The following is an 18,698-nucleotide window of genomic DNA, read 5'->3' as shown; positions in this document are numbered from 1 at the left end:
GTTCAATTTGAGTATGCGGAATTGCCATGCGCTCTCCCCGACCTGCTGCCCTGCTGATCCACGGGCTTGGTGGAACTGTCTATGACCTGGGCTCGCTGGGTCGTACCCTGGAAGATGTGGGCATCGTCACGCATGCGCCGCTGCTGCCCGGGCATGGCACGGAACCGACCGACTTGCTGGACATCGGCTGGACCGACTGGATAGACAGCATGCGCGCCGAATACCGTGCGCTGAAGCAACGCCATGGCGTGGTGCATCTGGCCGGGGTTTGCCTGGGTGCGCTGGTGGCACTGGAAGTGGCGCGGCTGGAAAACCATCAGGACAAGCTGGCACTGTACGCACCGCCGCTATTCCTCGATGGCTGGAGCCTGCCGCGTCTGACCTGGCTGCGCCCGCTGGGTTATATCCTGCCAGGCATGGCGCGCCGCATGCGCATTCCGGAAGCCGAGCCCTTCGGTATCAAGAACCCGCGCATCCGCAAGCTGATCCAGCAACGCTTCGAGCGTGGCGAGCGCTTCCACTACCCCTATGTACCCTTGGCCTGTATCCGCGAAGTCGACAAGCTGCGCCGCCAGCTGATGCCGCGCCTGGCGCAGATTACCTGCCCCACCCTGATCGTGCATGCCGACGAAGACGACATCACCAGCCCGCGCTCGGCCCATCATTTGCAAGCCCATCTGGGCGGCAAGGTGGATTTCATGCCACTGTCGGACAGCTATCACATGATTCTGGTCGATAACGAGCGCATGGCCGTACTGGCACGCAGCGTGGACTTCTTCCAGGCACGCCCGGCACCACGCAAGGACACCAGCAGCGCCAGCATCAGCCAGTGGCCTGCCGACGCAGTCACCGCCTGAATCCGGTAGCACATCCCGACAGGGCCGCCACGCCATCGCGTCGCGGCCCTGCTTTCATTCCGGCGTCCCAAGTTCCGGCGCTTCATCATTCGCAACAAAGTCCGGCGCTTTGTCACCCACCGTCACCAAGCCGGCACAGCGCTGGCACACAGGCAGGACGCTAGCCGCACAGTAACGGATGCTGGCTCTGGCACACTGTATTGCATGCAGACGGCCTTGCCGCAGACACCCCCGAGCCTGCGACAAACCTCTTGCTTTGTATCTGTAAGGGTCTGGCAACAGACCTGTACTCCTCTGTCCTTTGTGTGACGATGTGCAGCCCGCCTTCCCGGCGGGTTCTTTTTTTCTGCACTCTCTACAGCCCACACCAGTGCAGCAGCCAGAACCCCCTCTGCTACAATGCCAGCCACACGACCACCCAGGATATTGCGATGAGCCACCCCCATGCCGACAAGGTGAAAGCCTTTTTGCTGCAGTTGCAAGACCATATCTGTGCCGCCCTGGAACAGGCTGACGGCCAGGGGCGCTTTATCGAGGACGCCTGGAAGCGCCCGGCAGGCGGCGGCGGACGCAGCCGGGTACTGAGCAAGGGTGCGGTATTCGAACAGGCCGGGGTGAATTTTTCCCATGTCAGCGGCGATGCCCTGCCGGCATCGGCCACCGCACACCGCCCGGAACTGGCTGGCCGCCGCTTCGAGGCCATGGGCGTATCGCTGGTGATTCATCCGGAAAACCCGCACATTCCCACCAGCCATGCCAATGTGCGCTTTTTCATTGCCGAACAAGACGGTGCCGAGCCGATCTGGTGGTTTGGCGGCGGTTTTGACCTGACACCCTACTATGCAGTGGAAGAAGACGTGGTCCACTGGCACAGCGTGGCACGTGATCTGTGCCAGCCCTTTGGCAGCACGGTGTATGCCGATTACAAGAAATGGTGTGACGAATACTTCTTCCTCAAGCACCGCAACGAAGCCCGTGGCGTGGGCGGGCTGTTTTTTGACGATCTGAACGCCTGGGGTTTCGAGCGCAGCTTTGACTTTCTGCAAGCGGTGGGCAATGGTTTTGTCAGCGCCTATGTCCCCATCGTGGACAAACGCAAAGCCACCCCGTGGACCGATGCCCAGCGCCAGTTCCAGCTGTACCGCCGTGGTCGCTATGTGGAATTCAATCTGGTGTGGGACCGCGGCACACTGTTTGGCCTGCAGACCGGTGGCCGTACCGAATCCATCCTGATGTCCATGCCGCCGCTGGTACGCTGGGAATACGGCTACCAGCCGGAACCGGGTAGCGCGGAGGCAGAGCTGTACGAGCGCTTTCTGCCCGCCCGCGACTGGGTATAAACGCGATCACTGCACACCGGGTGGCTGACCATGCCAATCCAGGCACACCCGGTTGCGTCCCTCCTGCTTGGCACGATACATGGCGTCGTCTGCCCGTTTCAGTACCGCTCCGGCCTGGCTGTCGCTGGCCAGCACCACGGCACAGCCCATGCTTGCCGTCACCTTGCCCGGCAAGCCCAGCTTGCTCCAGTGCAGCCGCTCCAGCTGCAGACGCAGGCGGACGGCTGCTTTCATGGCATCGCGCAAATCGGCACCAGGCAGAATCAACACGAACTCCTCGCCGCCCAACCTTGCCACCTTGTCCTCACTGCGCAACAGATGGCGCGCCAGCCTTACCAGCACTTTCAGCACATCGTCCCCCATGGCATGCCCGAAGCTGTCGTTTACCTTCTTGAAATGATCCAGATCCACCATCACCAGGGAAAACACCGTGCCATGTTCCCGATAGGCCTGATACAGCTGTGCCAGCAAGGCCTGGAAAGCACGATGGTTGAGTGCGCCGGTGAGGGCATCGTGCTCGGACAGACGACGCAATTCGCGGTTAAGTCTCCAGGTTCGGAGCAGTAGCAGCAAGGCCAGCCACAGCAGCAGAGCCGCCACCATGCCAGGCGCACAGCCCTTGGCTATCTCTCGTGCCAGCCAGTGATTGGGCAGGTAGTGCACCACCCGCATGCCGGTGTTGCCCACGGCAAATACCCGTACATGCGCCCCCGCGCCCGCTTCGTACTCGGCAGAGACCGGCAGTTCCAGCAGGTTTTCCTGTGGCAGCGCCTGCTCGTTGCTGGCCGCCACCACCTGGTTCTGGGCATTGAGCAGATACAGGCTGCCCAGTGGCGCCTCAACACTGCCAAGCAGGCGATTGAGCATGGAAACACTGACATCTATGCACAAGGCACCACGAAACTGGTGATCCACCCAGATGGGCTGGCTGATGGTGAGCATCTGCCCCTTGCCGGCCTGGTCGATATACACCGGCGTGATCACCCGTCGGCCCTGCGGATTGACTGCCGGCTGGGCCATGCGCCAGAACTGCCCGGCAGCGGTGGCGGGACTGTAGTGATAGCTGGAGGAAGAGGTGAACGGGTAAATGTAGATGAACTGCTGGTTGGACAGGTAATACACCCAGGCCACGCCCTGATCACCCAGATGGCGATAGGCTGCCGTCAGCATCGGGGCCATCCCCAATGTCACGCCAATTTCGTGGCGGTGTCGCGCATCCAGGGTGGCGACCTGTCCCAGCCCGGTAAGATTGCCCAGTTCGGCATGGGTAAATGGTGGCGGCAGCGTGTCTAGTGCATAGAAGGCCTGCCCGGGTGGATTGTGCAGGGCAGCGGATAGTAGCTCGGCATTATGATGCGGCCTGCCCCATTGCAGCTCGTTCACCGTTTCGGACTGGATGGTGTCGATGAAACCGAAGATACGGGCAAAATGCTGGTTAACGCCGGTTACCGCATGGTGGGCGTACTGGTCTGCCAGACTAAGCGAGCGCGAGTAGACATACCAGCCATTGGATGCCAGCAGCAGCATGATCACCAGCGCCAGACCAAACCGAAAGGCAGGCTGATGATCCAGAACCACTTCCCCTAACCATATCCTGCGCATCTTGCCCACTCACCAGCAACACACTTGTCTGAATAAAACCGTACTTTGTATATGTTGACAAGTAATAGTGGTCAAAATTTGCACACCCCAGCAGGCAAAATTTCAACGTCATGCAATGAAAAACGGGCCCGATGGGCCCGTTTCAGCAGCAAGCAGCAATCAGATGGCCAGCTTGGCAGTGGCGTCTTTGGCAGCGTAGATGGCAGTTGCACGCTTGTCTTCACCCATATTGACCGCTTCGGCGCGGATGAAGGCGATATCGGTAATACCCAGAAAACCCAGTACGGTGCGCAGATAGTCTTCCTGGAAGTCCATCAACTGGCCCTGTTCCGTGGAGTACACACCACCACGGCTGGACACGATCACCACCTTCTTGCCACCTGCCAGGCCTTGCGGGCCGTTTTCGGTGTACTTGAAGGTACGGCCTGCGGCGGCTACGCGGTCAACCCAGCTCTTGAGCTGCGAAGGAATGGAGAAGTTGTACATCGGCGCGCCGATCACCAGTACGTCGCTGGCCAGGAATTCTTCAATCAGCGCATTGCTCAGCGCGCTTTCCTGACGCTGGGTTTCAGTCCAGTCAGCCTCGGCAGTGAAATTGGCACCGATGATTTCGCCGGACAGATGGGCAATCGGCTGGGCAGCCAGATCTCGGTAGCTCACGCTAACAGCTGCATGTTTCTGGCGGACGGCATCCACCACGGCAGCAGTCAGCTGACGGGAAACGGAGTTCTGACCGAGGATGCTGGAATCAAGGTGCAACAGTTTCATGGTGGACTTCCTTTATGTGCAGTGGGGTATGGCTGAATAGTAGTTTTTGTAGCCAATCATGACTAGACTGCTAAAAAAGGAAACATTGTTCCACCAATAGGACAATAAAATGCAAGACCTTAACGACCTGCTTTACTTTGCCAAGGTGGTGGAATTTGGTGGCTTCATGGCGGCCAGCCGTATGTTGGGCATTCCCAAGTCCCGCCTGTCACGGCGGGTAGCCGAACTGGAAGAGCGGCTGGGCGTGCGCCTGTTGCAACGTACCACCCGTCGCCTGGCGCTTACCGAGGTAGGCAGCAGCTATTACCAACACTGCCAGGCCATGCTGGCAGAGGCAGAAGCCGCTGACGATGCCATCTCGCGCATTACCGCCGAGCCGCGCGGGCTGGTGCGGGTCAGCTGTCCGGAACTGCTGGCCAAGACCCTTCTGGCCCCGGTATTGCCGCGCTTCATGCAGCGCTATCCGCAGGTACGGGTAGCACTGGAAGCCACCAGCCGGCGGGTAGACCTGATAGAAGACAATATTGATGTGGCGCTACGGGTGCGCAACAGCATAGACAACAGCGCCAATCTGGTAGTACGCCAGCTGGCAGTGAGCCAGGTCATCCTGGTGGCCAGCCCGGCCTTCATGCAACAGCACCCGATGCCGCAATCACCGGCAGAACTGGCCGGGCTGCCCGCGCTCACCATGAGCCGTCCGGACGGGCGCGGCCAATGGCAGCTGCTGGATCAGGCCGGCCACACCTACAGCCTGCAGATCGATAATCCGCGCCTGATGACCGACGATCTGCTGGTGCTGCTGGAGTCTGCCATTGCCGGACTGGGCGTGGCCGCCCTGCCGGTGATGGTGTGCGACGAGGCACTGCAGCAAGGTCGGCTGGTCAGACTGCTGCCCGCCTTCGACAGCCCGTGGGGCATTCTGCATGCCGCCTTCACCACCCGGCGCGGCCTGTCGCCGGCCATCCGCGCCTTTATCGACTTTCTGGTGACCGACCTGATTCCGCCTGGTCACCCGTCCTACCTGCCCCCCGGCTGAGCCTGCGTGGCGGCTTGCCGGCTGCGCAAATAAACCTGTAACTGGTCAATCGGCACCGGGCGGGAATAATAGTAACCCTGCACTTGGTCACACCCCATCTGCAGTAGCAGGTCGGCAATCTGCCGGCTTTCCACACCTTCGGCCAGCGTGTTCAACTGCAGCTTGTGGGCCATTTCGATGATGGCGCACACGATATTGGCATCATCCGGATCGAAAGCCAGGTTGCGGATGAAAGACTGATCAATCTTGAGGGTGTTGACTGCCAGCCGCTTGAGATAGGCCAGACTGGAGTAGCCAGTGCCGAAATCATCAATTGCCAGCCGCACGCCCAGCTGGCTCAGCCGGTGCAGAGTGGATAGCACCGCTTCGGTCTGGTGCAGCAAGGTGGTTTCTGTCAGTTCCAGTTCCAGCAGATGCGGTGCCAGTCCGCTGCTGGCCAGGGCGGATGCCACCGCCTGCTCCAGATTACCGCGCTTGAACTGCACGGCAGACAGATTGACAGCCACCACCACCGGGCTGTCATAACAGGACTGCCACGACATGGCCTGACGGCAGGCTTCGTGCAGCACCCATTCGCCCAGCGGCACGATCAAGCCACTGCTCTCCGCCATGGGGATGAACTGTGCAGGAGGAATCAGGGTTTCGCCATCCTGCCAGCGCACCAGCGCCTCCACCCCCAGCACCCGCTCATCGCCCAGCCGCAGCTGTGGCTGGTAATGCAGCACAAACTGGCCACTCTCCAGCGCCGTCAGAAACTGGCTGCGCAAACGCAGCATTTCCTGCGCCTCTACATGCATGGCGGCATCAAACAACCGGCAGGTATTCCGCCCGGCATCCTTGGCGTGATACATGGCGGTATCCGCCTTTTTCATCAAGGTGGTGAAGTCATCGCCGTCTACCGGATACAGCGCCACCCCGATGGATGCCGAGGTGGACAGCTGGTGGCGGCTCAGCGTAAATGGAGCCTCCAACCCATGCAGGATGCGTCCGATCAGCGGCAGCAGCGCGTCCACGCCGGCAATACCGGGCAAGAGCAGCAAAAACTCGTCGCCGCCCAGCCGGCAGGCTGTATCGTGCTCGCGCAACAGGCTGCGAAGACGCAGGGCCACGGCTTGCAGCATTTCGTCGCCCACATCGTGGCCTAGCGAGTCGTTGATGGTCTTGAAACCATCCAGGTCCAGAAACAGCATGGCCAGCATGCCGCCCTGGCGCTGGGCCAGGCTGGCCAGCTGGCAAAAATGTTCTTCCGCCAGCATGCGGTTGGGCAGGCCGGTCAGCACATCATGGTGTGCCAGAAAAGCAATCTGCTGCTGCTGACGCTTGCCCTCGCCAATATCCTGGAACAACAGCACCGCGCCAATATCCCGCCCGTCCTTGACCAGCGGATAGGCATCGTAACGCACCGCCAGCAAGGTACCATCCGCACGCGTGAAGACATCATCCTCGGCATGGGCACTGTGGCCCTGACGCAAGGCCTGGCGGATGGGGCAGTCTTCTGCTGGCAAGAACTGGCCATCCGGCAGGTGCTGGTGGATCAACGACAGCAAATCCACCCCCAGCAAGGCGGGATCTTCCTGATAGGCAAGCAGCCGGCGGGCCGCCGGATTGGAAAAGATGCAGCGCCCGTCATGATCCATGCCGCAGATACCCTCGCCCACCGAATTGATCAGCAGCTGGAAACGGTCTTCACTGGCTTGCAAGTCTGCCGTGGCATCCTGCTGGCGTACCTCCGAGCGCTGCAAGCGGTACAGCAGCAATCCCAGCGCCAGCAATACCATCAGGCTGACCCCCACCGTCCCCAGCAAGGTGGCATACCACGGCGCAAGAAAATCGCGGCTGGCAATGCCGGCCCCCAGGTAGAAGGGGTAGTCACCAATCCGCCGGAAGGCATAGACACGCTCGATATGATCGACATCGGAGTGATAGCGCAAAGTACCCAGTGCGTCTCCGGCATCGATACGCTGCTGCATAGGGTTGTAGTTGAGGCTGTGGTTAACGGTATCGGGCTTTTCTGGCAGGCGCAGCACCAGTCGGCCATCATCGCTGCGCCGGAAAGTAATCACGCCATGCGGGCCAAGATCCACCGCGGCAAACAGTTTCTGGAAATAGGCAATGTCCAGCGGTGCCATGGCTACGCCGGCAAAGCCGCCGCGGGCATCCCGAATAGGTACGGCAATGTATAGCTGACGGGTGTGGCTGAGCCGGCCGATGGAGACTTCCGAAAAAAACAAGGACTGTTGCGGATGCTGCTGCAAGAGCTTGTAATAGCTGCGGTCGCGCACGGATGCCTCTGGTAGCAGAAAATCCGAGGCGTACAACACATTGCCCTGGGCATCAATCAACCGCAGGCCAACGATTTCCGGAAAATGGCTGGCCCGTAAGGCCAGTTCACGCTGGATGGCAAGCGCATGCTGTGCGCGCACATCCAGCGACATCACAGCAGGAGGAGTTGTCCTGGCCAGCTCCTCCAAAGTGGCCTGGCTGCGCCGCAAGGTTGCTTCCAGCCTGGCCTCCAGCACCCTTACGACATTGCTGGCATTAACCTCGGCCTGACGCTGCTTCTCCACATAGGAGGTTCCCAGCAGAAAGGCAATCAGCGCTGCAGTCGCCACGAACAACAGCAGGAAAAACACAATGAAAGTGCGTTGCGAGCGCTGCATCATGGAGGGAGAAATGGTGAATGCCGTTTTTTATATTAGCAAATATGCCATCCTTTATCCCAGTTTACAGACACCTATAAATAGTACATTTGCCTTTACCCGGCAGCACAGCTACAAAAAGCACTGCGCCTTGCTACGGTTTTTGACTATGCTAAGCCCCAACCCGGCAAGCCATTGCTTGCCATCTGATGCAATCCCGTACCCAAGGAGTTTCCCGTGAATGCAAGCTGGATCGACATCCCCTCCGCTGACGGTCAGCAATTCGGCGGCTATCTGTCCCTGCCACCCGCAGGCCATGGCCCTGGCATCGTGCTGGTGCAGGAAATCTGGGGCGTGAACGAACATATCCGGGCCGTGGCAGACCAGTACGCCCTGGCCGGCTATGTGGTACTGGCACCAGATGTTTTCTGGCGGCTGAATCCGCGTGTGGACCTGGCTTACGATGAGGCCGGCACCCGCCAGGCATTCGGCTATTACCAGACGCTTGATACCGCCCAGGCAGCCGCCGATGTTGCCGCCACCGTCGCCCTGCTGCGCAGTCGACCGGAAGTCAGCGGCAAAGTGGCTACGCTGGGCTTCTGCCTGGGTGGCCAGCTGGCCTTCCGCGCAGCGGCACTCAGCCAGGCGGATGCGGCAGTGTGCTTCTACGGTGGTGGCATTGACCAGCACCTGGCACTAGCCGGGCAGATCACCCAGCCCATCCTGTTCCATTACGCTGGCAATGACGATCATATTCCGCAGACTGCCGTCACCGCCGTGAAAGCGGCCTTTGCCGGCAAGAGCAATGCCGTGTTCTTCGATTATCCCGGCGTGGGCCATGGCTTCAATTGCTGGGGCCGCCACGCGGTGTACAACCAGCCTGCCGCAGCGCTGGCCACCGGTCGCAGCCTGCAGTTTCTGGCCGCACACCTGTAAGCAGCCGCAACCCTTGCAGGCCGTTGCCCCACCGCAGCCTTAATCCAACCAGGGATGGGCAGCCAGCCAGCGCCCCAGTTCGTTGTCGTTGGCGCACTGCAGCTTGCTGAAGATATTGGCGCGGTGGGTTTCCACCGACCGGTGGCCGCAGGGCGGCACCAGCACACGGGCAATTTCCTTGTTGGCCTGTCCCAGCCCGACCAAGCGGGCCACCTCGCGTTCGCGCGGGGTGAGTTCTGCCCACTGCCGCAAAGCTTGGGCGCGTACCCGGGCCAGTGCGATGGCGGCAGGCAACTTGTCCAGCAGCTGCTGGGTGTCCGGCTTTTCCACCCAGTCAAAAGCACCGCGCCTTACCGCTTCCAGCGCGGTGGGAATGTCGCCGTGCGCGGACAGAAACAGCGTCACCAGCGGGCTGTGCGCCGCCAGCAACTGCTCAAACACCGACAGGCCGCTGATGCCACCCAGCCGCAAGTCCAGAATCACGCAGCCTGGCTGACGCAGGTTGACGGCACTGAGAAAAGCCTCGCCGGAGTCAAAAGCCTGCACGGCTAGCCCCTGTGACAGCAACAGCAGCAACAGGGAACGGCGCAGGGCCTCGTCATCGTCGACAACAAACAGGGTGAGCGGCATGTCTTTCATGATGCAAGCGGTAGGGTAAAGGTAAAAGCTGCGCCGCCGTCGGGGCGGTTTTCCACGGTAATGCTGCCGCCGTGAGCCTCGACAATGGTACGGCAGATATTCAGCCCCAGTCCCAGACCATCGGGCTTGGAGGTAAAGAAGGGGGCGAAAATCTGCTCCAGCTGTGCCGCTGGAATGCCAGCTCCATTATCCGCCACGGTCACGCACACACCTTGCTCCACTCGCTGGCTGAGCAGCAGGATGCTGCGCTGTCCCGCCGGCAACGGCTGCACAGCATGCAAGGCATTGTGAATCAGGTTCATCAGTACTTGCTCCAGCAATACCCGATCACCACGCACCGGTGGTGTTCCCTCCTCCAACTGCAGTTGCAACTGGGCATGGTGGCGCTGTAATTCCGGCTTGAGCAGGGCCACCGCATGGTTGATGACCTCGGCCAGTTGCAGGTTTTCATACTGCGCGCGTTGGGGATTGATGAATACGCGCACCCGCTTGACGATTTCGCTAGCCCGGCGCGACTGGGCAATGATGTCGTTCAGCGTTTCGGCCAACAGGCTGCTGGCACCCCGATCGGCCAGCGCCCGAGCGGCCAGGGCGAAATTGGACAGCGCCATCAGCGGCTGATTCAGCTCATGCGCCAAGGTGGAGGCCATTTCGCCCACGCTGGCCAGCCGTGCGCTGCGTTCCAGCCGCAGTTCCTGGTCACGCTGACGGGCTTCAGCCTGTTTCTGCGCGGTGATGTCCACCACCGAACTCATCCAGCCACGATGCACGCCGCGCGCATCCACCAGGGCGGCGGTGTAAATCATGGTGATCACGTCATGGCCGTCCTTGTGACGGATGCGTGATTCGTAACCATAGGGCACCGCCCGGCCCTGCAACACGTCGTCGCTCACCTTGGCCTGTTTTTCCAGCTCGTCCGGATGCCAGTAGGGATAGGGTGGCCGGCAGCCCAGCAGCTCCTCCGCGTCATAGCCCACCATGCGGCAGAACGCCGGGTTGACGTAGATGATGCGCCCTTCCGGGTCGCGCGCGCGCATGCCCACCAGCAGCGAATCCTCCATCGCCTTGCGAAAGGTGTGGGCCTCTTCCAAATCACGGGTGCGGGCTTCCACCCGGCGTTCCAGTTCCAGCCTGGCGGTGCGCTGTTCGACAAAGCGTTTTTCACGCAAGCGCCAGTACAGAATGGTGAGCAGCAGCAGCGCCAGCAGCGTGAAACTGAGAATCAGCGCCAGTTGGCGGGCCTGGGCCACTTCTTTCATGTCGGTGGTGACGGTGAGGGTCCAGCCCAGTTCCGGCAGCGCGGTATCCAGTGCATACAGGGTTCTGGGGCGGCCTTGCAGCAGCGTGTGCACGATATGCCCGCCCGCTGCCCGGGACTGGATGCGCCAGGGCAGCTGGGGAAAACTGTTGCGCGCGCCATATTGCCGGTGCGCGCTGATCCAGTGCAAATCCGCCGCCGACAAGGGACTGGCCGCATGAAACAGCCATTCTGGTACCGCACTGAGAAACACCACGCCACGGCTGTCACGCAGCAGCACCGGATCGGTGCCGCGCATCCATGCATTCTGCAAAGGCTCCAGACTCACCTTGACCACGGCCACCCCCAGGATGCCGTCCTCCCCGCGCACCGGCTCGGCGATGAACATGCCGGACTGGCCGGTGGTCAGCCCCAGGCCGTAAAAGAAGCCGCGCCGCCCCTGGATGGCATCCTCGAAATAAGGGCGCTGGCGATAGGATTCGCCCACAAAGCTGGCAGGCTGATTCCAGTTGCTGGACGACAGCGTCAGGCCATTGCGATCCACCAGAAACAGCGCCGCCGCACCAGTAGTGGTTTGCAGATCGGCAAAGTAGCGGTTTACCCGTGCGCGCAGCGCGGCATCCTGCGGCGACTGCAGCAAGGCCAGCACATCCGGGTGACGGGCTGCGGCATAGGGCAGGAAGTCATGTCTCTCCACCAGCCCGCGCAGGCCCAGCACATGGGCCGCCGCCGCTTGACGCAGCGCGGCGGTGCGCGCTTCCATTTCGTGCCGCTCCGCCCAGTTGCCGGACTGCACGATCAGCCAGAGCGCGGCCAGCCCCAGCAACAGCCAGCGCCAGTGACGTGCAGTGAACCTGCCTTGCATGACCTCTCTCCGCCCATTGCCAAGCGCAGACCTTAGCAGCAGTCCGGCCGGCATGGAACGCTTCTCCGTAGTTTTACGGAGAGCACAGCGGCAAAGTTGCGGATGCCTTCCGACGATCTGCACCGCATAGTGGTAGATCAGCAGCGGGGCGCCCAACAAACATACTTATATCCCGCACAACAAAGGAGAACACATGCGTAGCGCCACTACCCAACCGGCCAGCAGCACCGGTAGCAGCAACAGCGAGCGGATATCCGGCAAGCGTCTGCACGCCATCATCGTCGGCTCGGCCGGCAATCTGGTCGAATGGTTCGACTTCTACTGTTACTCGGCATTTGCCCTGTATTTTGCCAATGCCTTCTTCCCGGCACAGGACACCACCGCACAACTGATGTCCACCGCCGGCATTTTTGCACTGGGCTTTTTCATCCGCCCCATCGGCGGCATCCTGTTTGGCCACATCGGTGACCGCATGGGCCGCAAGACCGCGCTGATGGCCTCGGTGCTGCTGATGTGCTTCGGCTCGCTGCTGATTGCCTGTGCGCCTACCTATGCCAGCGCCGGCATCCTGTCGCCCTGCATCCTGCTGCTTGCCCGCCTGCTGCAAGGCCTGAGCCTGGGCGGCGAATACGGTGCCAGTGCAACTTACCTGTCGGAAATGGCTGATTCCAAACACCGTGGTTTCTACAGCAGCTTTCAGTACGTCACCCTGATTGGCGGACAGCTGCTGGCCCTGATCCTGCTGCTGGTATTGCAGAAATTCCTGCTCAGTGCGGAAGAGCTGCGCGCCTGGGGCTGGCGCATTCCGTTTTTTGTAGGTGCGGCACTGGCGGTACTGGCCTTGCGCATGCGCCACAATCTGCCGGAAACCCCGTCGTTTGAAGCAGCCCGCAAGAAATCCAAGGCCATGGGTGGCCTGAAACAACTGGCACAACATCCCAGGGAAGTACTGCTGGTGGTGGGCCTCACCATGGGCGGCACGCTGGCCTTCTATGTGTACACCACCTATATGCAGAAATTCCTGCGCTTGTCGGTGGGCCTGACCGACATGCAAACCACCGCCGTATCGGCCGCCTCGCTGCTGTTTGCCATGTGTTTGCAACCGCTGTATGGCGCGCTGTCCGACCGCATTGGCCGCAAGCCGCTGCTGATCGGCTTTGCCCTGCTGGGTACCCTGTTCACCGTACCCCTGCTCACCGCCATCCGCCACGCCAGCGGGCCGTGGGAAGCCTTTGGCCTGATCGCCTGCGCCTGGATGATTGTGTCCGGCTATACCTCCATCAACGCACTGGTGAAGGCCGAGCTGTTTCCGGCCAGCATCCGCGCCACCGGGGTGGGCGTGCCCTACGCCTTTGCGGTATCGGTATTTGGCGGCACGGCGGAATACCTGGCCTTGTGGTTCAAGTCCATCCAGCTGGAAAGCGGCTTTTACTGGTACACCACCGCAGTGATTGCCTGCACCCTGCTGGTTTGCTGGTTTATGCGTGATACCGGTGCCCAGTCGCGCATCAATGCCGAGGCACAGGGCTGAGCCAGCAACTGGCCCTTACGGCAAAATGCCGTTCCCAAGCCAAGGGAACGGCATTTTCTTGTCTGGCCGGGAACATCCACCGGCACGGGGCCTGCCAGTCATGAGCGGGAAGAAAATCACGCTCGCGCACGCAGAATCAGCACCACACCAGCCATCAACAGCACAGCCCCCAGCAGCGCGCTTACATCAGGCAGCGTATGTGTCTGCCGCATCTGCACCACCATGCCGGTAAGCAGCTGACTGGCCACCAGCACGGCAATGGTGGCGGCTGCGCCAATCGACTGATAGCCCATGATGCCGGCAAAGACAAAAAACGAACCCAGCAAACCCGGCAACAGCAGCCAGGGCTGCATGGCCTGCACCATCTCGCCCAGCCCGGCCAGGCCCTTGCGCGCCAGCAGACTGGCCAGCAGCAAGACCAGGCCCACCGCCGAGTTGATGGCTAGCGTGATCAGCACGGTAGACACCGACTGGGTGATCTTCACCATCAGCAGGTTCTGGAACACCAGCGCCACACCAGCCGCTACCAGCAGCGGAAATACCAGAAAAGCATTCATCGCAGGCTATCCCGGCGGGTAATTCAGCCATCCACCGGCTGCAGCGGGGTTTCCAGCAGCAACTGATAGAAGGCCAGGTCCAGCCAGCGACCAAACTTGAAACCCACTTCGGGCAGGGTGCCGACATGACGGAAGCCCAGGCTCTCGTGCAGGGACACGCTACCGCTATTGCTGGCATCAATACCGCCCATCATGGCATGCACGCCCTGCTCTCTGGCTGCGGCAATCAGCGCCTGCATGATCTGACGCCCCAGGCCCTTGCCGCGGAAATCCTTGTGTACATACACCGAATGTTCCACCGTGTATTTGTAGGCTGGCCAGGCCCGAAAACTGCCATAGCTGCCAAATGCCAACAGCTGGCCAGCGGCGTTCTCAATGCCGATGACAGGATAGCCCCCCTTGCGCTTGGCGGCGAACCAGCCATCCATGCTGTCCGGGCTGCGGGGCTTGTAGTCGTACAGTGCGGTGGAGTTGACGATGGCATCGTTGAAAATATCCAGAATGGCAGCGGCGTGGCGCTCATGGGTACAGCAAACCAGTTGCGGCTGAGTCATGACTATCTCCCGGGAAAAGAAGGTGTTGCCGTCAGGGCAAGTAGATAACGGGCGGGCTGACTGCCCGGATTGTGGAAAATGATTTGCTGACCCAAAGTCATGGCCAGACAGTCGCCCCGTTGCAGTAACCACACCTGCCCTTCCAGGGTGATTTCCATTTCCCCCTCCAGCATCCATAGCTGCTGATGCGTGGTGATGCTGCGCATGGCGTTATCAAACACCACGCGGCCAGCGGGCGGAAAACTGACTTCAGCCAGCTCCAGCGGCGAGCCATAACCATGCGGCGACAGATGCTTGCGCACATAGCCAGAGGCCGGGTCCTGCCACACTTGCTGCTCTGCTGCGCGTGCCAGCGGCAGGGCGGCACCGACGGCAGCCTCCTCATCAAACAGCGAGGCCAGGTTCACCCCCAGCGCATCGGCCAGCTTGTTCAGCACAGCTGCCGTCGCACTGGTTTCGGCACGTTCGATCAGCGAAATCATCGAGCGGCTGACGCTGCTGCGCTCTGCCAGTTGCTCCAGAGAGAAGCCACGCTCCTTGCGCAAGCTGCGGATGCGTTTGGCTAATTGGGTATCCAGGTTCATATTTCCAATATACAGGAAATATTTTCCCAAAATCAAGACGAAAATCCAGCAAGAACCACGCAGCGCATTGGCCTGATCACGCTTGAGCGAAGCAGCCTGAACCACAGCAAGGCCATTCCGCGGGACCAGGAAGCAGGCAGAAGCAGATCACACCAACCTGCATGACTTTTAAATAACAATTATCCTGTCTGCTCACCAAGGAGGATGTATGCCGGATACTGCTTTGCTGATTGTGGACATCCAGTGTGGGGTTGTTGCGGGTGATCTGCCTGCCGTCCGGCTGGACGCTGTGCTGGAAAACCTCAACCTGGCCATTGCCAAGGCACGCCAGCGTGGCTTTCCCGTCGTGTTTGTTCAGCATGAGGAGGCCGGGCTGGAGCGGGACAGTGCCGACTGGCAGCTGCATCCGGCCCTACAGCAGGCTGCCGGTGATCACCGCATTTTCAAGTGCTATGGCGACAGCTTTTGCGACACTCCGCTAGCCTCCCTGCTGGACACGCTGGGCGTCAGCAAGCTGTGGCTGGGCGGCTGTGCAACAGACTTCTGCGTAGACAGCACCCTGCGCAATGCGGTATCACGGGGGTTCCAGGTCACCGTGATTGCAGATGCGCATACCACCCTGAGTGCCTTTGCACTGAGCGGCGAACAGGTGATCGACCACTTCAACGCGGTATGGCACGCTACCAATGCCACCCCGCAGCCCTTGCATGTAAAAACCGCTGCCGCGCTGTAGCTTAGCGGCACATCCCCAGCGCAACCGTAATCTGCCAATAAAAACAGCCCGGCAAGACATGCTTGCCGGGCTGCGATCACTTGGCCCTGGCCGGGAGGCCTGAGCTGACTGCGAAGTGCTTACTCCACCGTCACGCTCTTGGCCAGGTTGCGCGGCTTATCAACGTCGGTGCCACGGGCCAGGGCCACGTGGTAGGCCAGCAGCTGTACCGGGATGGTATGCACGATGGCAGACAGCACGCCAACATGGCGCGGGGTACGGATGACGTGAACGCCATCAGACTCACTGAAGTGACTGTCCAGATCGGCAAACACGAACAGCTCGCCGCCACGGGCGCGTACTTCCTGCATGTTCGATTTCACCTTTTCCAGCAGCGCGTCGTTGGGGGCAATCACCACCACCGGCATGCTTTCATCCACCAGCGCCAGCGGGCCGTGTTTCAGCTCGCCAGCCGGATAGGCTTCGGCGTGGATGTAGGAGATTTCCTTGAGCTTGAGCGCGCCTTCCAGTGCGATCGGATAGTGCAGGCCACGGCCAAGGAACAAAGCGTTTTGCTTGGCGGCAAATTTGTCGGACCAGGTCTTGATCTGCGGCTCCAGATTCAGCGCATGCTGTACCGAACCCGGCAGTTGGCGCAGTGCATCCTGATAGCCATATTCGGTATCAGCATCCACCCGGCCACGCAGTTTGCCCAGGGTAACTGCTAGCGCAAACAGACCCACCAGCTGGGTGGTGAAGGCCTTGGTGGAGGCTACGCCGATTTCGGCACCGGCACGGGTGTAGAACACCAGTTCGCTGGCACGCGGAATGGCGGATTCGCGCACATTGCAGATGGACAGTGCCATGGTGTGGCCCAGTTCTTTGGCGTACTTCAGCGCTTCCATGGTATCCAGGGTTTCGCCGGACTGGGAGATGGTGACCACCAGGTGCTTGGGGTTGGCAAAGGCGGCGCGGTAGCGGTATTCGCTGGCGATTTCCACATCGCAGCTGATGCCGGCAATGCTTTCGATCCAGTATTTGGCGGTGAGGCCAGCGTAGTAACTGGTACCGCAGGCCAGAATTTTCACCCCTTCCACTTGCGGCAGCAGCGAGGCGGCTTTGGGGCCGAACAGTCCGGCGGCAAAGCCGTTTTCCAGTACCGCCTCGATGGTATCGGACAGCGCCTTGGGCTGCTCGTGGATTTCTTTCTGCATGAAGTGGCTGTACGGACCCAGCTCCAGCGAAGCCAACGATACATCGGACACATGCACAGCGCGCTCTACCGGCTGGTCGTTCTTGTCATGCAGCAGCACGCTGTCACGGGTGAGCAGTCCGATATCGCCCTCTTCCAGGAAAATGACGCGACGGGTGGCGGACAGGATGGCGGAAACGTCGGAAGCGATGAAGTGCTCGCCCTCGCCCAGACCCACCAGCAGCGGGCAACCCATGCGGGCACACACCAGTTCATCCGGACGATCCAGCGCGATGACGCCAATGGCGTAGGCACCGGTCAACTCGCGCGTGGCTAGCTTGACCGCGTCAAACAGGCTGACGCCAGCCTGATAGTAGTGGTGCACCAGGTGGGCAATCACTTCGGTATCGGTCTGTGAGGTGAATTCGTAGCCCAGCTCCTTCAGGCGCTGGCGCTGCTCTTCGTGGTTTTCGATGATGCCGTTATGCACCACGGCGATCTTGCCAAAGGAGATATGCGGGTGGGCATTGTGCTCGGTAACACCGCCATGGGTAGCCCAACGAGTATGACCGATTCCCAGTTGGCCTTGCAGGTTTTCGGCGGCGGCAGCGGCTTCCATTTCGGCCACGCGGCCAACGCGACGCACACGACTGATGGCGTTCCCGGTATGCACGGCAATGCCGGCGGAATCATAACCGCGATATTCCAGGCGCTTGAGGCCATCAACCAGAATGGGAACCACATTACGCGCCGCAATGGCGCCAACGATGCCACACATTATTTTCTCCTTGCGCTATCGCTGCCAGCGGGCGCACAGATCAGCGTGATGCCCTTGGCCTGAATGATTTCCCTGGACTCCGCAGGCAGTGCCTCATCGGTAATCAGGGTGTGAATGTTGTGCCACGGCAATTCCAGATTGGGAATGCGGCGGCCTATCTTGTCCGACTCCACCATTACGATAACTTCGCGTGCCACCTCTGCCATCACCCGTGACAAGCCAACCAGCTCGTTGAAAGTCGTGGTGCCGCGTTCCAGGTCGATACCATCGGCACCGACAAACAGCTGGTCGAAGTCATAAGAGCGCAACACCTGTTCGGCCACCTGCCCCTGAAACGATTCGGAGTGCGGGTCCCAGGTGCCGCCAGTCATCAGCAGCGTTGGTTCGTTTTCCAGCTCGCGCAATGCCGCGGCAACATTCAGCGAGTTGGTCATCACCACCAGGCCACGCTTGCTGCTGAGCAAGGGAATCATGCCGCTGGTGGTGGTACCGCTGTCGATGATGATGCGGTTGTGGTCGCGAATGCGCTCTGCTGCTGCGCGGGCGATATCCAGCTTGCGGTCGGACACCACACCCACCTCCGGCTCTACCGCCATTTCGCTAGGCAGCGATACTGCACCGCCATAGCGGCGCAGCAGCAAACCACCGGTTTCCAGCAGGGCCAGGTCCTTGCGGATGGTCACTTCTGAGGTGGCAAAGCGGCGTGTCAGTTCGTCAACACTCACCTCGCCCCGCTCCTGTACAAGAGTGGCGATGGCGTGGCGGCGTTGCTGGGTATTTCGTTTTGTCATTGAAACATTTCGTTTCGAAAGTTTTGCCATGATAACTGCTGAATATTCCTGCAGCAATC

At 60.6% G+C, this 18,698-nt stretch carries 16 protein-coding genes; 6 read left to right on the top strand and 10 right to left on the bottom strand.

Annotated features, from left to right (window positions below):
* The first annotated feature begins 26 nt into the window (after window positions 1-26).
* Both GSR16_RS00880 and hemF read left to right on the top strand, forming a co-directional pair.
* Entirely contained in the window at window positions 27-857 is an 831-nt protein-coding gene (locus GSR16_RS00880; RefSeq protein WP_159874713.1) for an alpha/beta hydrolase, read from the top strand.
* A gap of 431 nt (window positions 858-1,288) precedes the next feature.
* Window positions 1,289-2,197, top strand: a complete 909-nt coding sequence (hemF, locus tag GSR16_RS00875) for an oxygen-dependent coproporphyrinogen oxidase (RefSeq protein ID WP_159874712.1) — start codon at window positions 1,289-1,291, stop codon at window positions 2,195-2,197.
* 6 nt (window positions 2,198-2,203) lie between these two features.
* Here hemF and GSR16_RS00870 read toward each other — a convergent pair whose 3' ends face one another.
* Window positions 2,204-3,799: a sensor domain-containing diguanylate cyclase gene (locus GSR16_RS00870; RefSeq protein WP_159874711.1), complete on the bottom strand. Its 1,596-nt coding sequence runs from the start codon at window positions 3,797-3,799 to the stop codon at window positions 2,204-2,206.
* 159 nt (window positions 3,800-3,958) lie between these two features.
* Window positions 3,959-4,567, bottom strand: a complete 609-nt coding sequence (locus GSR16_RS00865; protein ID WP_159874710.1) for an FMN-dependent NADH-azoreductase — start codon at window positions 4,565-4,567, stop codon at window positions 3,959-3,961.
* A gap of 109 nt (window positions 4,568-4,676) precedes the next feature.
* Here GSR16_RS00865 and GSR16_RS00860 point away from each other — a divergent pair, with 109 nt between their 5' ends.
* The gene (locus GSR16_RS00860; RefSeq protein ID WP_159874709.1) at window positions 4,677-5,603 is read left to right on the top strand and encodes a LysR substrate-binding domain-containing protein; all 927 of its coding nucleotides are present in this window, start codon (window positions 4,677-4,679) and stop codon (window positions 5,601-5,603) included.
* On the opposite strand, the gene GSR16_RS00855 is transcribed toward GSR16_RS00860, so the two are convergent.
* Window positions 5,585-8,266, bottom strand: a complete 2,682-nt coding sequence (locus GSR16_RS00855; protein ID WP_159874708.1) for a bifunctional diguanylate cyclase/phosphodiesterase — start codon at window positions 8,264-8,266, stop codon at window positions 5,585-5,587. The two genes, GSR16_RS00860 and GSR16_RS00855, sit on opposite strands and share 19 nt — an antisense overlap.
* 213 nt (window positions 8,267-8,479) lie before the next feature.
* Here GSR16_RS00855 and GSR16_RS00850 point away from each other — a divergent pair, with 213 nt between their 5' ends.
* Window positions 8,480-9,178 (top strand): dienelactone hydrolase family protein, encoded by a 699-nt coding sequence (locus GSR16_RS00850; RefSeq protein ID WP_159874707.1) that lies wholly within the window; start codon window positions 8,480-8,482, stop codon window positions 9,176-9,178.
* 39 nt (window positions 9,179-9,217) lie between these two features.
* Here GSR16_RS00850 and GSR16_RS00845 read toward each other — a convergent pair whose 3' ends face one another.
* Window positions 9,218-9,817, bottom strand: coding sequence for a response regulator transcription factor (locus GSR16_RS00845; protein WP_159874706.1), 600 nt, complete (start codon window positions 9,815-9,817; stop codon window positions 9,218-9,220).
* Window positions 9,814-11,940, bottom strand: a complete 2,127-nt coding sequence (locus GSR16_RS00840) for a sensor histidine kinase (protein WP_159874705.1) — start codon at window positions 11,938-11,940, stop codon at window positions 9,814-9,816. The genes GSR16_RS00845 and GSR16_RS00840 overlap by 4 nt, the downstream gene beginning before the upstream one ends.
* Window positions 11,941-12,133: 193 nt before the next feature.
* Between GSR16_RS00840 and GSR16_RS00835 the strand changes: the two genes are divergently transcribed.
* Entirely contained in the window at window positions 12,134-13,471 is a 1,338-nt protein-coding gene (locus tag GSR16_RS00835; protein WP_159874704.1) for an MFS transporter, read from the top strand.
* Window positions 13,472-13,587: 116 nt separating this feature from the next.
* Here GSR16_RS00835 and GSR16_RS00830 read toward each other — a convergent pair whose 3' ends face one another.
* The 3 genes from GSR16_RS00830 to GSR16_RS00820 are packed head-to-tail and all read right to left on the bottom strand — an operon-like array spanning window position 13,588 to window position 15,166.
* A complete protein-coding gene (locus GSR16_RS00830) occupies window positions 13,588-14,028 on the bottom strand; it encodes a DMT family transporter (protein ID WP_159874703.1) in 441 nt (146 codons plus the stop codon).
* A 23-nt stretch (window positions 14,029-14,051) separates the two neighbouring features.
* Complete coding sequence (locus GSR16_RS00825) at window positions 14,052-14,582, bottom strand: GNAT family N-acetyltransferase (protein WP_159874702.1); 531 nt, start codon at window positions 14,580-14,582, stop codon at window positions 14,052-14,054.
* Window positions 14,583-14,584: 2 nt separating this feature from the next.
* Window positions 14,585-15,166 carry a helix-turn-helix domain-containing protein gene (locus GSR16_RS00820; protein ID WP_159874701.1) on the bottom strand — a complete coding sequence of 194 codons (582 nt, stop codon included), beginning with the start codon at window positions 15,164-15,166 and terminating at the stop codon, window positions 14,585-14,587.
* 208 nt (window positions 15,167-15,374) lie between these two features.
* Between GSR16_RS00820 and GSR16_RS00815 the strand changes: the two genes are divergently transcribed.
* Entirely contained in the window at window positions 15,375-15,899 is a 525-nt protein-coding gene (locus tag GSR16_RS00815) for an isochorismatase family protein (protein WP_159874700.1), read from the top strand.
* Between the two features lie 119 nt (window positions 15,900-16,018).
* Here GSR16_RS00815 and glmS read toward each other — a convergent pair whose 3' ends face one another.
* Window positions 16,019-17,848 carry a glutamine--fructose-6-phosphate transaminase (isomerizing) gene (gene glmS / locus GSR16_RS00810; protein WP_159874699.1) on the bottom strand — a complete coding sequence of 610 codons (1,830 nt, stop codon included), beginning with the start codon at window positions 17,846-17,848 and terminating at the stop codon, window positions 16,019-16,021.
* Window positions 17,848-18,639 (bottom strand): DeoR/GlpR family DNA-binding transcription regulator, encoded by a 792-nt coding sequence (locus GSR16_RS00805; protein WP_159874698.1) that lies wholly within the window; start codon window positions 18,637-18,639, stop codon window positions 17,848-17,850. Before GSR16_RS00805 ends, glmS begins: the two co-directional genes overlap by 1 nt.
* Window positions 18,640-18,698: the final 59 nt, after the last annotated feature.

The sequence above is a fragment of the Aquitalea denitrificans genome (genome assembly GCF_009856625.1).
Taxonomy (GTDB): domain Bacteria; phylum Pseudomonadota; class Gammaproteobacteria; order Burkholderiales; family Chromobacteriaceae; genus Aquitalea; species Aquitalea denitrificans.
The sequence above is the reverse complement of the archived record's forward strand: the minus strand, read 5'-3'. Positions and strand labels throughout refer to the sequence as shown.

Coding starts and splice junctions, on each gene's coding strand:
- GSR16_RS00880 (WP_159874713.1), top strand. CDS start 27: ATGCGCTCTCCCCGACCTGCTGCCCTGCTGATCCACGGGCTTGGTGGA.
- hemF (WP_159874712.1), top strand. CDS start 1,289: ATGAGCCACCCCCATGCCGACAAGGTGAAAGCCTTTTTGCTGCAGTTG.
- GSR16_RS00870 (WP_159874711.1), bottom strand. CDS start 3,799: ATGCGCAGGATATGGTTAGGGGAAGTGGTTCTGGATCATCAGCCTGCC.
- GSR16_RS00865 (WP_159874710.1), bottom strand. CDS start 4,567: ATGAAACTGTTGCACCTTGATTCCAGCATCCTCGGTCAGAACTCCGTT.
- GSR16_RS00860 (WP_159874709.1), top strand. CDS start 4,677: ATGCAAGACCTTAACGACCTGCTTTACTTTGCCAAGGTGGTGGAATTT.
- GSR16_RS00855 (WP_159874708.1), bottom strand. CDS start 8,266: ATGATGCAGCGCTCGCAACGCACTTTCATTGTGTTTTTCCTGCTGTTG.
- GSR16_RS00845 (WP_159874706.1), bottom strand. CDS start 9,817: ATGAAAGACATGCCGCTCACCCTGTTTGTTGTCGACGATGACGAGGCC.
- GSR16_RS00840 (WP_159874705.1), bottom strand. CDS start 11,940: ATGCAAGGCAGGTTCACTGCACGTCACTGGCGCTGGCTGTTGCTGGGG.
- GSR16_RS00835 (WP_159874704.1), top strand. CDS start 12,134: ATGCGTAGCGCCACTACCCAACCGGCCAGCAGCACCGGTAGCAGCAAC.
- GSR16_RS00830 (WP_159874703.1), bottom strand. CDS start 14,028: ATGAATGCTTTTCTGGTATTTCCGCTGCTGGTAGCGGCTGGTGTGGCG.
- GSR16_RS00825 (WP_159874702.1), bottom strand. CDS start 14,582: ATGACTCAGCCGCAACTGGTTTGCTGTACCCATGAGCGCCACGCCGCT.
- GSR16_RS00820 (WP_159874701.1), bottom strand. CDS start 15,166: ATGAACCTGGATACCCAATTAGCCAAACGCATCCGCAGCTTGCGCAAG.
- GSR16_RS00815 (WP_159874700.1), top strand. CDS start 15,375: ATGCCGGATACTGCTTTGCTGATTGTGGACATCCAGTGTGGGGTTGTT.
- glmS (WP_159874699.1), bottom strand. CDS start 17,848: ATGTGTGGCATCGTTGGCGCCATTGCGGCGCGTAATGTGGTTCCCATT.
- GSR16_RS00805 (WP_159874698.1), bottom strand. CDS start 18,639: ATGACAAAACGAAATACCCAGCAACGCCGCCACGCCATCGCCACTCTT.